The sequence below is a fragment of the Propionibacterium freudenreichii subsp. freudenreichii genome (genome assembly GCF_000940845.1).
Classification (GTDB): Bacteria; Actinomycetota; Actinomycetes; order Propionibacteriales; family Propionibacteriaceae; genus Propionibacterium; species Propionibacterium freudenreichii.
In genome coordinates this window covers 1,310,318-1,324,012 of record NZ_CP010341.1, presented here as the reverse complement: position 1 = coordinate 1,324,012, position 13,695 = coordinate 1,310,318, and the positions used below count along the sequence as shown (strand labels likewise).

Annotated in this window: 10 protein-coding genes, 1 tRNA gene and 1 pseudogene; 8 read left to right on the top strand and 4 right to left on the bottom strand. The window is 66.6% G+C overall.

Annotated elements, in window-relative coordinates; translation table 11 throughout:
• Positions 1-25: 25 nt before the first annotated feature.
• From RM25_RS05670 to RM25_RS05660, 3 genes are all read right to left on the bottom strand, one after another.
• Positions 26-1,432, bottom strand: coding sequence for a glycosyltransferase family protein (locus RM25_RS05670; RefSeq protein WP_013160930.1), 1,407 nt, complete (start codon positions 1,430-1,432; stop codon positions 26-28).
• The gene (locus RM25_RS05665) at positions 1,425-2,720 is read right to left on the bottom strand and encodes a glycosyltransferase 87 family protein (protein WP_013160931.1); all 1,296 of its coding nucleotides are present in this window, start codon (positions 2,718-2,720) and stop codon (positions 1,425-1,427) included. The genes RM25_RS05670 and RM25_RS05665 overlap by 8 nt, the downstream gene beginning before the upstream one ends.
• Before the next feature lie 140 nt (positions 2,721-2,860).
• Complete coding sequence (locus RM25_RS05660) at positions 2,861-4,258, bottom strand: glycosyltransferase 87 family protein (RefSeq protein WP_013160932.1); 1,398 nt, start codon at positions 4,256-4,258, stop codon at positions 2,861-2,863.
• A 243-nt stretch (positions 4,259-4,501) separates the two neighbouring features.
• Here RM25_RS05660 and RM25_RS13505 point away from each other — a divergent pair.
• Positions 4,502-4,966 (top strand): annotated as a pseudogene (locus RM25_RS13505) (DedA family protein); the annotation flags it as partial.
• Positions 4,967-5,333: 367 nt separating this feature from the next.
• On the opposite strand, the gene RM25_RS05655 reads toward RM25_RS13505, so the two are convergent.
• Positions 5,334-5,405 (bottom strand) — tRNA-Arg (locus tag RM25_RS05655).
• A 129-nt stretch (positions 5,406-5,534) separates the two neighbouring features.
• Between RM25_RS05655 and lysA the strand changes: the two genes are divergently transcribed.
• From lysA to prmC, 7 genes are all read left to right on the top strand, one after another.
• Entirely contained in the window at positions 5,535-6,938 is a 1,404-nt protein-coding gene (lysA, locus tag RM25_RS05650; RefSeq protein WP_036940653.1) for a diaminopimelate decarboxylase, read from the top strand.
• Between the two features lie 10 nt (positions 6,939-6,948).
• Positions 6,949-8,274, top strand: a complete 1,326-nt coding sequence (locus RM25_RS05645) for a homoserine dehydrogenase (RefSeq protein ID WP_013160935.1) — start codon at positions 6,949-6,951, stop codon at positions 8,272-8,274.
• A gap of 8 nt (positions 8,275-8,282) precedes the next feature.
• Complete coding sequence (gene thrH, locus RM25_RS05640) at positions 8,283-8,906, top strand: bifunctional phosphoserine phosphatase/homoserine phosphotransferase ThrH (protein WP_013160936.1); 624 nt, start codon at positions 8,283-8,285, stop codon at positions 8,904-8,906.
• Positions 8,907-9,299: 393 nt separating this feature from the next.
• A complete protein-coding gene (rho, locus tag RM25_RS05635) occupies positions 9,300-11,270 on the top strand; it encodes a transcription termination factor Rho (protein WP_013160937.1) in 1,971 nt (656 codons plus the stop codon).
• A gap of 136 nt (positions 11,271-11,406) precedes the next feature.
• Positions 11,407-11,631 carry a 50S ribosomal protein L31 gene (gene rpmE, locus RM25_RS05630; protein WP_013160938.1) on the top strand — a complete coding sequence of 75 codons (225 nt, stop codon included), beginning with the start codon at positions 11,407-11,409 and terminating at the stop codon, positions 11,629-11,631.
• A gap of 107 nt (positions 11,632-11,738) precedes the next feature.
• Positions 11,739-12,818, top strand: coding sequence for a peptide chain release factor 1 (gene prfA, locus RM25_RS05625; protein ID WP_013160939.1), 1,080 nt, complete (start codon positions 11,739-11,741; stop codon positions 12,816-12,818).
• Positions 12,815-13,693: a peptide chain release factor N(5)-glutamine methyltransferase gene (prmC, locus tag RM25_RS05620; RefSeq protein WP_013160940.1), complete on the top strand. Its 879-nt coding sequence runs from the start codon at positions 12,815-12,817 to the stop codon at positions 13,691-13,693. The genes prfA and prmC overlap by 4 nt, the downstream gene beginning before the upstream one ends.
• Positions 13,694-13,695: the final 2 nt, after the last annotated feature.

Genomic DNA, 13,695 nt, shown 5'->3' with positions numbered 1-13,695 from the left:
GGGCGGGCGGCTTACCTCTCCGACTCTACAGTTCGGGTTCGAAAACCCCGCTGCGAACAGCCGCCCTCCACGCCTCAAACCATGAATATGCGGTCAGCGTAACGAGTCCGAGATTGCGCAGCACGAGCAGCCAGGTAACCCCTGCATTCGGTGTGGAGGAGATCAACCCGGAGTAGCCCAGCGGGAACACCCAGGGCGTCAGGGCCAGCGACGTCGCCGCGAACGCCAGGATGCGCCGCACGACCCGGCGTTGGCGCTCGCCACGGGCGCGGGCCGTGATGATCGCCAACGAGGGGAACAGCCACATCAGGTACTGCGGGCTGAGCGTCTTGTTCGCCACGATGACCCCGCAGATGATGGCCAGCAGCGACAACTGGATCGCCCAGTCGATGGCCCCCAGGTCCTTCTCACCGGGTGCAGCCCATCGATGCCCGCGCAGGCCGACACCGCGCAGGCCGATCAACCATCCCAGCGCCACGGTGGCGACGATCATCACCACGAGCAGCAGGTCGCTGACCTGGATCCAGCCGGCCACGCCCGGGCCCGACACCTCATAGGCCTTGTACTGGCTGAAGAAGACCGTGAGCCCCGAATCACCGGAGATGACGCGCCGCACCATCGGCACCGTGGCCCACACCGATTCGATCTGGAGGCCACGATCCCCCTGGTAGGTCAGTGGCGAGGCGGAGCGTGCCCAGCCCTGCGTCAGCAGCGACCCGAGACCGAGCACCAGCCCGGCCACCACGAAGCCCAGCGTTCGGGAGCGGGCCAGCCGGCCCCGGCCCATCATGGGAATGATCAGCAGGGCCGGCCACAGTTTCAGGGCGGCACCAAGGGCGATCATCACCCCGGCCAGCCTGGGGCGACGATCCATCCAGTGCAGTGCCCCGAGCACGGCCAGCGCCGGCAACAGGTCTAGGCGGAACCACAGCAGCGGCCCCAGTAGCAGGCCCGCGGCCGCCCAGACCCAGCCGGCTCGCGGCGATTCACGGAAGAACAGGGCAGCGACGGCGAAACCGTCTGCCAGGCAGAGCACGAGGACGAAAACGGAGACGAAGGTGGACGTGGAGCCGCCCGCCAACGCGTTGATCACCTGGAGGAACCCGACGATCGGCGTCGGGTACTCGTCGAGCACATTGGTCATGCGGTCGAGCAGGGGGACCGGTGAGCTGGCGACCGCCGTGCCGTAGTAGAGCACGTCGTTGCGGATGTAGCTGCACAGGTCGGTCATGAAGATGCAGGCCATGACCACGCGGGACAGCGCCCAGAAGGCCACCAGCAGGGGGAAGCGTGCCACCCAGCTCCCGGTACGGGCGTCCGCGATGGCGGGTGGGCCGATCGTGACGGTCACACCCGTCGTGGACCCGTTGTCGGCGGACGCTGCGGTGGGCCTGGGGGCGTTCGACCCGGATGGTGTGTTCGACTCAGACAAGTTCTCTCCCGGAATCAGGGGCGGGATCGCTGCGTAGGCCCACCCGCCACGCGGCCCGCAGGGCGTGTCGGGTGCAGTGCAGGGCCAGGCCGACCATGACCAGGTTGCGGGCCACCAGCACCGTGGTCACGAACCCGCCGGGATGATCGCCGACCAGGGCCGTGTAGTTGAGCGGGAAGACAAGCTGCGTGAGGCCGGCCGCTGCGAGGGCCATGATGGTCACGCGCCGTGCGGGCCTGCGGGAACCGGCCCGGGTGCCCTCGGCCCACAACATCGCCAGGGGTCCCGCCAGCCACATCATGTACTGGGGGCTGAAGGCCTTGTTGGCCACGATCACGCCGACGATGATTGCGAGCAATGCCCACAGCATGGCTTCGTGCCGCTGGGCGTCACGGTCGGGATCGGCCGGCAGCGCGCGTCGGTGGCCCGGAAGTCCCATGCCGTCCAGGGCGATCAGCCAGCCGAGCAGCGCCGTCAGCGCCAGCAGGGCGGCTGTGGCGGCGGAAGAGACCTGCAGCCATCCCGCCACGCCCGGGCCGGAGATCTCGTAGGCGTGGAAACTGCTGACGGCCACTGACCAGCTGTCATCGGGCGACACCAGCCGTTGCACCATCGGCAGCGTCGCCCACACCGACTCGATCTGCAGGCCCCGGGTCGCCTGCCAGGTGAGGGGAGAGGCCGAACGGGCCAAACCCTGACTGACCACGACGGCCGTGCCGATCAGTGCGCCCACGAGCAGGAATCCGCCTGCGCGGCGTCGTGCGCTGCGTCGCGTGCCGGCCAGGGGAACGATCAGCAGTGCCGGCCACAGCTTCGTCGCCGCGCCCAGCGCGACGGCCGCCCCGGACCATGCCGGGCGCCGCGTTGTCATGGTCAGCGCGGCCAGGACCAACGCGGCCGGCACCAGGTCGATGCGGAACCAGATGAGCGGGCCGATCAGGAAGGTGAAGGCGATCCACAAGCTGCAGGCGCGTGGTGAGTGCCGCCACAACCATCGGCAACAGGCGGCATCGAGCCCACCCATCGTTGCGGCGAAGACGAAGACGAAGACATCGGCGGATGGCCCCGAGATCGCTGCCAGCAGCTGGATGAGCCACACGATCGGTACCGGATACTCGGACAGCACCCCGGCCAGGTGCATGGGACTGGCGCCCTGCACGGAGGTGAAGTAGTAGATGACATCGGAGCGCAGGTAACTGCCCAGGTTGATGAACAGGCACGCCATCAGGGATCGCGACACGATCCAGGCGACCACGGCCCACCAGCCGTTCGGGCGGACACGTGGCATGGTCGCTATGCCGGACCGGCGATGCCATCCCCGGCGGACGCCGGCGCTCGCCGTCTCCGGGCGACTCGCTGTCACCGGCCGGGTCACCGGAATGCTGGCGGGTGGACGGGAGTCGGGTCGTCGGTCAAGTGCTTGGCGACTCACTGAGGGGCCTCGACCCCACGGCGGCGTTGTCGCACGGCCTTCACGGCCCGGGGCCTCAGGAAGCTCCACACCCACCTGATGACATCGATCAGGACGATCACCACCACGATGTTGCGGGCGGCGAGTAACAGGGTGGCCGGGAACCTCAGCAGGCTGTCGCGCACATTCCAGTCATTGACCAGGAAGTCATAGCTGATCGGATAGACCAACAGCGTGAGGAAGGTGGCCACCAGGATCCACATCGACAGCGTGTTGAGCCGGGAGCGGTCGACGTAGAACTCCTCCACATGGTGGCTGCGTGTGCCAAGGACGGCGAATGCCGCCGCCTGCGGGCCGCCGAGCCACATCATGTACTGGGGCGAAAAGGTCTTGTTCGTCACGATCATGACGATGATCACGAACTGCACCAGCACGACCGCCTCGATCAGGCGGCCGTGTCCGCGCCACAGCCACACGAGATAGGCCAGGACCGCCACGGCAAGCCCGCCGGCGAAGAAGATGTCCGAGGCGCTGAGCAGGGTGTTCACCCCCGGGCCCCAGATCTCGAAGGCCTGGTACCGCGACAGGGTGACGGCGTAGTTGTCGGAGTTGACGGTGCGGGCCAACATCGGAAGGGTCGCCCACACCGATTCGATCTGCAGTCCACGGCCCTGCTGCCAGGTGAGGGGCGACAGCAGTCGGTCCCACCCCGCGTACAGCAGCGACAGCCCCACCATGGCCAGCCCGGTCAGCAGGAAGCCCGCCGTGGCCCGGAACTTCTGCCTGGCCGGGCCCGGTAGGAGCGCCGGCCACAACAGGGCCGGCCAGAGTTTCACCGAAGCCCCCAGCGCAGTCAGGCCCCCGGCAACTGCGCTGTGGCGTCGCAACAGGAAGATGATCGACCAGCCCGCCAACACCGAGGTGATCAGGTCGAAGCGCAGGAAGGCGGTGGGTCCCACCATGGCCAGGAACAGTGTCCAGAAGACGACCGCCTGCCCGCCCATGGAGCCACCTGAGTGCCACAGCGACCACGAGAACAGTGCATCGAGGGCCAACATCATGCAGACGAACGCAATGACATAGCCGTGTTCATTGCCGAAGCCGATCAGATAGGGGATCAGCAACACCCAGATCACAGGGGTCGGATATTCCTGCAGGGTGTTGGCCGGACCATCGCTGAACAACACCTGGATCTTCTGGTAGTAGTACACGACGTCGCCCTGGGTGGCCGGGGTGATGAACGCCCAGGTTGCCAGGATGAGGAATCGCGCGGCGAACCAGAAGAACAACAAGAACTTGGCCGAGCGCAGCCTTTCGCGGGTGAATGACAGGGTGAACTGTCGCGACATCCGCGTGGAGAAGCGTGCTGGTGTGGCGGCGGTCGCGCCCGCGCTCGTCACGGGCAATTCCGCCATGTCCGCCCCACTTGGTCCCATGCACCGACCTTCGGCGACGAGAAGGCTATCAAAGCATCCAGTGGATCCCACCGCACGCCCTGTGGGTTCGGCACGCACACTCACAGCCCGCGGACAGGCGTGCGATGTCGGTTCCCGGTTGCCATGATGGCAACTTGCCGGGCAGTGGGGACATGATGGCAGCTTTCCGACCGGTGGGGACATGATGGCAACTGGCGGTTGGCCAGCGATGAGGGGTGGGCGATGGACCTGTCAGGATTCTTCTTCGGGCTTCCGGCCGGCTGGGCCTATGTGCTCGTCGGGTTGGTCGTCGGACTGGAGAGCCTTGGGGTCCCGCTGCCCGGTGAGACGATCCTGATCTCGGTGGTCCTGCTCACCCACCATCCCGACGCGGGCTTCTCCGCATGGGGCATCGGGATCGCCGCGAGTGTTGGGGCGATCATCGGCGACTCCATCGGGTACACCCTGGGCCGGCGCCTCGGCCCGCGACTGTTCGGCTGGTTGGGTCGTCGCTTTCCGGCACAGGCCTCCGCGGTGCGCCTTGCCTACGCCGAACACCTGATCAACCGCTTCGGTGTCACGGCCGTGTTCTTCGGACGGTTCATCGCCCTGCTGCGGATGTTCGCGGGCCCCCTCGCTGGGAGCCTACGGATGAGCTATCGACGGTTCCTGATCGCCAACATCTGCGGGGCAGTGGCGTGGGCGGGCGGCACCACCGCGCTCATGTGGGCACTCGGCTCGGTGGCAAGCCATTGGATGTCACGGGTTGGCTGGATCCTGTTGGTGGCGGTCATCCTGGTGGGTCTGGTCGTTGGCCACGTCTCGGGTTCGGCGCTGTCGGCGAAGGCCCGCGACTGGGCACGTGATCATCCCGACGAGGTGGCTCGTGCCACGGGTGTGCGCGATGAGCTGCCGGGGGGCATGAGCCTCACCGGGCGGCCCAGGCTGATCGGGTGGGCGCTCGTGCTGATCGGGCAGGGCCCCATGGCGAGCAGGGGACCATGCGGGGAGCCCTTCGGTTCCGGGCTGGGATCCGGGTCGCCCGGACTTGCTGCACGTCCCGGGTCCGGCACGGCGCTCCCGGAGGGATTCGAACCCTCGCACCCGCCTCCGGAGGGCGGTGCTCTATCCCCTGAGCTACGGGAGCATGGCCGCCTTGGGGTGGCCGTCCGACAGCTTAGCGCCCCGGGTTGCACTACGGCCAGCGCGTCACACGGTCGTCCGCGGGCGAACGCCTGCACTCCGGCGTGGCGGCTTTCTGGAAGAATGGTGGACCGTGACCCATATGCATGTTGCGGGCGCGATTCACGCCGACGTCTCAACCCCGGGGCCCCAGTGGCTCACGAAGCCGGCCGACCTCAACGAACTCGACCCTGCCCTGTGGAGCCGCAATGTCTCCCGGGACGAGCACGGGCGTGTCGGTGTGGCCGGAATCGACGTGGTTGATGCGATCGAGCGTGAGGGCTCCCCGCTGTACTTGTTCGACGAGGACGACTTCCGCCACCGGGCCCGTGACTTCAAGAGCGCCTTCGACGGATGGAATGTCTATTACGCGGGCAAGGCGATGCTCACCCGGACGATTGCCCGTCTCGTGATGGAGGAGGGCCTGGGCATGGACGTGTGCTCAGGTGGGGAACTCCAGGTCGCCCTCGCCGGCGGCATGGACCCGGCACGGATCGGGATGCACGGCAACAACAAGACCAGTGACGAGCTGGCGCTGGCCCTGAGCAACGGCGTGGGCCACATCGTGGTTGATTCCCTGGACGAGATCGGACGCATCGAACAGCTGTGCCGCGACAATGACTGGCATGCGCGTGTGATGGTGCGGGTGACCCCCGGGGTTGAGGCGCACACCCATGAGTACATCGCCACCGCCCACGAGGACCAGAAGTTCGGCTTCTCGATTGCGAACGGGCAGGCCATGGTCGCCATGGTGCGCTGCCACTACAGCCCCTATATGGACCTGTTGGGGATCCACAGCCACATCGGGTCGCAGATCTTCGACACCGGGGGCTTCGAGGTGGCCGCCCTGCGCACCATGAAGCTGTCGAGCCAGTTCACCGACGCGACCGGCGTGCACCTGCCCGAGCTGAACCTGGGGGGCGGTTTCGGCATTGCCTACACCAGCGCCGATTCGCCCTCCACCCCCGATGCGCTGGCCACCGGGCTGCGCGAGATCGTGGAGCACGAGGCGCGGGCACATTCGATGGCCGTGCCGAAGATGTCCATTGAGCCGGGCAGGGCCATCGTGGGACCCACCACCATGGCCATTTACACGGTCGGCACCGTCAAGGTCGTCGACCTGGACGGCGGTGGCCAGCGCGTGTACGTGAGTGTCGACGGCGGCATGAGCGACAACATCCGCCCGGCCCTGTACGGCGCCGAATACTCTGCGGTCCTGGCAAATCGCACGTCCTCCGAACCCGGCGTGCTGAGCCGGGTGGTCGGCAAGCACTGTGAGGGCGGCGACATTCTGGTGCGCGATGTCTTCCTGCCGTCCGACATTGAGCCCGGCGACCTCATTGCCGTGCCCGATATGGGGGCCTACAGCCGCGAAATGGCCAGTAACTACAATCATGCGCTTCGCCCTCCGGTGGTGCGCGTGCACAACGGAGAGCTCTCGGCGATGATTCGCCGTGAGACCATGGACGACCTCCTCAGTCTCGACGTGGGACGCTGAAAGGGTGGCAATGAATCAGGACGCGAAGGTGACCGCGCCGACCAGGGTGCTGCGAGTGGCTCTGCTGGGCTGTGGCACCGTCGGCCGACAGGTTGCGGGCACCCTGCTGGACAAGGCCGAGGACCTCGCCGCCAAGGCGGGCTGTCATCTCGAGCTCATCGGCATCGCCGTACGCAATGTGAACAAGCCGCGCGAGGGCATTCCCCCCGAGCTGCTCACCGATGATGCGGCCGGCCTGGTGGCCAACGGTGGCGCCGACATCGTGATCGAGCTCATCGGGGGCATCGATCCGCCCCGGGAACTCATCGTCTCGGCGATCACCCACGGCGCCTCGGTGGTCACGGCCAACAAGGCCCTGCTGGCCGCCCACGGCGAGGAGATCTATGCCGCGGCCGAGAAGAACCGGGTGGACATCTACTTCGAGGCGGCCGTCGCGGGCGCCATCCCCATCGTGCGACCCCTGCGGGAATCGCTGGTGGGCGATGAGATCCGCAGCGTGATGGGCATCGTGAACGGCACCACCAACTACATCCTCGACAAGATGACCAACGACCATCAGGACTTTGAAGAGGCACTGGCGACCGCACAGCAACTCGGCTACGCCGAGCAGGATCCCACCGCCGATGTCGAGGGCTATGACGCTGCCGCCAAGGCAGCGATCCTGGCCGGACTGGCCTTCCACTCGCCGGTCTCGGGTTCAGATGTGTTCCGCGAGGGGATCACCAGCGTCTCCACCGCAGACATCGAGGCCGCCCGCGCCAGCGACTGCGTGGTCAAGCTCCTGGCGATCGCCAAGATCGACGAGCACGATCGCATCAGCGTGCGCGTGCACCCGGCCATGGTGCCGTATTCGCATCCCCTGGCCATGGTCAATGGCCCCTACAACGCAATCTTCGTGGAAGCGGCGAATGCCGGGCGCCTGATGTTCATGGGTCCCGGTGCGGGGGGCTCGCCGACGGCCAGCGCGGTGACCGGTGACCTCGTCACCGTGGCGCGCAACCGGATGCGGGGCGTGGTGGGACCGGCCCATTCGGTCTATCAGGCCCACCAGCTCGCACCGATGGGGGAGACCCGCACCCGCTACTACGTCCGCTTCCGGGTGGCTGACCAGTCGGGGGTGCTGGCGTCGGTGGCAAGCCTGCTGGCCAAGCATCACGTCTCGGTGCATTCCATCCGCCAGACGCCGATCGAGGACGGCCGCGAGGCCGCTTCGGCGCGCGTGTCAATGATGACGCACGAGGCCCAGGAATCCGACATGATGGTTTGCCTGGAAGAACTTGAGAAGTCTGATTATGTGCTGGGGTCGGTTCGACTCATGCGCGCAGAAGGAGCCTAGGAGAGAATATGCACATCGCCTGCCTTGACCTCGAGGGCGTATTGGTGCCCGAAGTCTGGATCAATGTCGCCGAGCGCACCGGCATCGACGAGCTGAAGCTCACCACTCGCGACATCTCGGACTACAACGAGCTCATGGACCATCGCCTGGCCGTCATGGCCAAGCATGGGCTCACCCTGAGCGCCATCAAGAAGGTCATCGCGGACATGGGCCCGCTGCCCGGCGCCAAGGAGTTCCTTGACTGGCTGCGGGCGCGTTGGCAGGTGGTCATCCTGTCCGACACCTTCTACGACTTTGCCGATCCGCTGATGGACCAGCTCGGTCGACCCACGCTGTTCTGCCACAGCCTGGTGGTGCGTGACGACATGGTCGTGGGCTACCAGCTGCGCCAGCCCAACGGGAAATATGAGGCGGTGCGCGCCTTCCAGTCGCTGAACTTCACCACCTTGTCCACGGGTGATTCGTACAACGACACCGCGATGTTGAACCAGGCCGACTACGGGGCACTGTTCAACCCACCGGCCAATGTGATCGCCGAGTTCCCCCATTTGCCGGTTGCCCACGACTACGAGGAGCTGAAAGAGCAGTTCCTCGCCGCGTCCGAGCAACTGGAGTCAGGGCTGCAGGCCTGAACGCCCCGCGCCGTCCCGCGTCCGATGACGCCGGGGCGGCGCCTGCGTGATCCGCTTTGCTCGGGGCCCGACGCCTGCTAGCCTAGAAGCACGAGCTGCTGCTCAAGCAGCCGTATCTCATCCGGGTCAACGGCCTTGTCCGATCAGACCGGAAACGAGCCCACCAAGCGGCTGTTCCCCATCACGAGTCGACTCTGACCGTCTTGCCACAGCTGGCAGTGCGGTCGTCGGTTTCCGGTCCTTCGTTCGCCAGATCCTCTCGTAGTCCCGCCTCGGTTCCGATGCTTTGCCATGCGGATCCCGTGCGGTCGCCGATGGGCGCGTCGTGCCTTGGCCCCAGATGACATTCTTTCGCCCAGTGGGTCTTCCCCGGGCGACGCCGAAAGGACATTCGTGAGCGAAACCACGCAGGCCGTCGCAGAGAACGGGCCCGCAGATCCCATGAGCACGCTGAGTGCCATGAGGCTTACCGAACTGAAGCAGGTCGCCGCGCAGTTGGGGATCAGGGGCGTCAGCGCCATGCGCAAGGGCGATCTGATCAATGCCATTGACTCGCGTCGCGGCGGTTCCGGTGCCCAGCCCGCACAGCAGCAGGCCACACGCCATGAGGAGGGGCCCGCCGAGCGCCGGACCCGCTCAGTGTCACGCGCACCGCGTGAGGCGACGATCGAGGAGGGCCCGGCACGGGATGTGTCGACGGCCGACGCGATCGCTGCCCGCCTTGAGGCCGCCGAACACAGTTCGGGACGCAGCCGCCGCGAGCGGAACACCGACAGCGAGTCGGGCACCGCCACCGAGCGGACCACGGACAATGACCGTGGCGGCCGCAGCGAACGCAACTCGACCCGTACGAACAATTCCCGCAGTGACGGTGCCCGTAACGAGGGCTCCCGCACGAGCAACCAGGGCGTCGACGATGAGGTGGGTGCCCGCCTGGAGCAGCTGAGCGGCCGCGGGAATCGTTCCGAGAAGAACGAGCGCAACCGCGACGAGCGCCCCGAGCGCCACCACAACCAGTCAAATCGCAACCACAGCGAGTCCACGCGCAACGACTCGAACCGCAACGACTCGAATCGCAATGACTCGGGTCGCAATGACTCAGGTCGTCGTGACGACGATGAGTACAGCGGCGGTCGGCGCTCCCGGCGTCGTCGCCAGCGTGATCGTCAGGGTCGGCGCAGCAACCGCAACAGTCCCATGAACGAGATGGAGACCCCCACGGTCCAGGAGGACGATGTCCTGGTCGATGTCTCCGGCATCCTGGATGTTCTGGACAACTACGCGTTCGTGCGCACCTCGGGCTACCTCCCGGGGCCCAATGACGCCTTCGTCGCCATGGGAATGGTGCGCAAGAACGGACTGCGTAAGGGCGATGTGATCACCGGTGCCGTGCGCCAGCCGCGCGAGGGGGAGCGCCACTCCAAGTACAACCCGCTGGTGCGCCTCGACACGGTGAACGGCGCCGGCCCCGAGGCCATGCGCGAGCGTCCCGATTTCGGCAAGCTCACCCCGCTGTACCCCCAGGAACGCCTGCGCATGGAGACGGTCTCCACCAACATGACCGGGCGCATCATCGACCTCGTGTCACCCATCGGCAAGGGCCAGCGAGGCCTGATCGTGTCCCCGCCGAAGGCCGGCAAGACCATGGTGATGCAGAACATCGCCAATGCCATCACGGTGAACAATCCCGAGGTGCACCTGATGGTCGTGCTCGTCGATGAACGTCCCGAGGAGGTCACCGACTTCAAGCGGACGACCACCGCGGAGGTGATCGCCTCGACCTTTGACCGCCCGGCAGATGACCACACGACGATCGCCGAGCTGGCCATTGCCCGCGCCAAGCGCCTGGTGGAGCTGGGGCGCGACGTCGTGGTGCTGCTCGACGGCATCACCCGACTCGGGCGCGCCTACAACCTCGCCGCCCCCACATCGGGCCGCATCCTGTCCGGCGGCGTGGACTCGGCGGCGCTGTATCCGCCCAAGCGCTTCTTCGGCGCCGCCCGCAACATCGAGAACGGTGGCTCGCTGACCATCCTGGCCACGGCACTGGTCGAGACCGGGTCGAAGATGGATGAGGTGATCTTCGAGGAGTTCAAGGGCACCGGCAACATGGAGCTCAAGTTGTCGCGCCAGCTGGCCGACAAGCGGATCTTCCCGGCCGTCGACGTCGAGGCATCCAGCACCCGTCGCGAGGAACTCCTGATGAGCCGCCAGGAGCTCGACATCATCTGGAAGCTGCGCCGGGCCCTGTCCGGGCAGAAGGAGCAGCAGGCCCTTGAGACCCTGCTGAGCCGCATGAAGAAGACCCGGAATAATTCAGAGTTCCTGGTGTTGATATCTTCGACAACGCCCGGATCGGACTGACAGGGGGCCACGAGAGTGGCACTGAACGTTCGATCGGGTAAAGTCACCCAATGGCCCGGTTCACGCGCGTCGTCCAATGCGACACCGTCTGTGCAGCACGGTAGCGACCCGGTCCGCGACTAGAGGAGCAATCCAGATGAAGAACAGCACGCATCCCGAGTACCACGACGTCAAGGTCGTGTGCACCTGTGGCAATGAGTTCACCACGCGCAGCACTTTCCCCGGTGATGTGATGTCTGCCGACGTGTGCAGCAACTGTCACCCCTTCTACACCGGCAAGCAGAAGATTCTGGACACCGGTGGTCGCGTGGCCCGCTTCGAGCGTCGCTACGGCAAGGCAAAGGCCGCTGCAACCAAGTAAGTCTGTCCAAACAGGCGTCGGGTGTCATCTGGCACTCGACGCCTGTTTCATGTTCACCAACAGATGCCGGTGCCCGGACGTGGGAACCGACCAATAGGAGTGACCTGATGTTCGAGTCCGCCCAGGGGCTGCGCCAGGAGTTTGCCGATCTGGAGAAGCAGCTGGCCGATCCGGCCGTGGTCTCCGATCAGGCCCGCTCCCGCAAGGTGGGGCGGCGATATTCCGAACTCACCGGGGTCGTGCACGCCCTCGACGAGCATCAGCAACTCACCGAGGACCTGTCGGCCGCCAGGGAACTGGCAGACGACGATCCCGCCTTCGCAGCGGAGGCCGACCAGATCTCGGCACGGCTGGACGAGGTCACCGACAAGCTCACCGCACTGCTCGCCCCGCGCGACCCCCTGGACTCCAACGACGCCATCATGGAGATCAAGTCCGGTGAGGGCGGTGAGGAGTCCGCGTTGTTCGCCGGCGACCTGCTGAACATGTACCAGCACTTCGCCGAGCGCGAGGGCTGGTCAACCGAGATCATCGACGCCGAGCCCACCGACCTGGGTGGCTTCAAGTCGGTCACCCTCGCCTTCCGTGCCACCGGGCATGACGCCCAGGCCCCCTACGGCGCCCTGAAGTTCGAGGGTGGCGTCCACCGCGTGCAGCGCGTCCCGGTGACCGAATCCCAGGGACGCATCCACACCTCGGCGGCGGGAGTGCTCGTCATGCCCGACGTCGAGGAGAGCGAGATCGAGATCAATCCCGACGACCTGCGCATCGATGTGTACCGCTCCACCGGCAAGGGTGGCCAGGGAGTGAACACCACCGACTCGGCGGTTCGCATCACCCACCTGCCCACCGGCGTGGTGGTGACCAGCCAGGACCAGCGAAGCCAACTCCAGAACAAGGAGCAGGCCCTGCGCGTCCTGCGGGCGCGCCTGGTGGCCGCCGCAGAGGAACAGGCAGCCCAGCAGGCCGAACAGGCCCGCAAATCGCAGGTGCGCACGGTCGATCGTTCCGAGCGCATCCGCACCTACAACTTCCCGGAGAACCGCATCACCGACCACCGGATCGGCTTCAAGGCGCACAACCTTGACGCCGTCCTGGGCGGTGAATTGGAACCCCTCATCGAGGCGCTACAGGCCGCAGACCTGGCCGAGCGCCTGGGTCAGGCGACAGAAAGCGAAAAGCAGTGAGCACTCACCGTCCCGCAGCCCTCATCAAGCAGGGCATCAATGAACTCACCTCGGCAGGCGCCCAGTCGCCCCGCGCCGAGGCACGCCACCTGCTGGCGGCCGCCGCCGACCTTGATCCTGCCGGTCTGGCCACCACGCGGGAGGTCGACGACGCGGTGGCCGACCGCTACGCGGACCTGATCAGGCGTCGCGCCGCAGGAGAGCCGGTGCAGTACCTCACGGGGCGTGCCTGGTTCCGCAAGATCGATGTCCAGGTGGGTCCCGGCGTGTTCATTCCCCGGCCCGAGACCGAGGCCGTCGTGCACTTCGCGCTCGACCAGTTGCTCAACCTCAGGGCCGACACGGGCCCCTCACCGGTGATCGTCGACCTGGGCACCGGGTCCGGGGTCATCGCCAAGTCGATCCTCAGTGAATACCCGGGCACGCCACGCATGTATGCCGTGGAACGCTCCCCGCAGGCCCTGGAGTGGGCCCGGCGCAACCTTGCCGACACACCGGCCACCGTCGTGGCCGGTGATATGGCCGATGCGCTGCCGCAGCTGGAGGGAAAGGTCGACCTGGTCATCTCCAATCCGCCCTATCTGCCGGCCGCACATGCCGATGAGCTTCCCGCTGACGTGCTCGACTACGACCCGCACGAGGCCCTGTTCGGGGGTGACGACGGGCTCGAGACGATCCGTGGGATCGTGCCGGTGGCGACGCGACTGCTGCGCCCCGGGGGATGGCTCATCGTCGAACATGACGACACGCAGGGCCATTCCGCGGCGGGCATCATCTCGGCGGCGGGTCGGTTCGAACACGTCGAGGACCATCCCGATCTCACCGGACGGCCACGGTTCGTCACGGCGATCCGGCGCGACGACGTGGGACAATGACG

Excerpts from the sequence above, each read along its gene's own strand:
- RM25_RS05665 (WP_013160931.1), bottom strand. The coding sequence starts at position 2,720 with ATGCCACGTGTCCGCCCGAACGGCTGGTGGGCCGTGGTCGCCTGGATC.
- RM25_RS05660 (WP_013160932.1), bottom strand. The coding sequence starts at position 4,258 with ATGGCGGAATTGCCCGTGACGAGCGCGGGCGCGACCGCCGCCACACCA.
- RM25_RS05645 (WP_013160935.1), top strand. The coding sequence starts at position 6,949 with ATGAATCAGGACGCGAAGGTGACCGCGCCGACCAGGGTGCTGCGAGTG.
- thrH (WP_013160936.1), top strand. The coding sequence starts at position 8,283 with ATGCACATCGCCTGCCTTGACCTCGAGGGCGTATTGGTGCCCGAAGTC.
- rpmE (WP_013160938.1), top strand. The coding sequence starts at position 11,407 with ATGAAGAACAGCACGCATCCCGAGTACCACGACGTCAAGGTCGTGTGC.
- prfA (WP_013160939.1), top strand. The coding sequence starts at position 11,739 with ATGTTCGAGTCCGCCCAGGGGCTGCGCCAGGAGTTTGCCGATCTGGAG.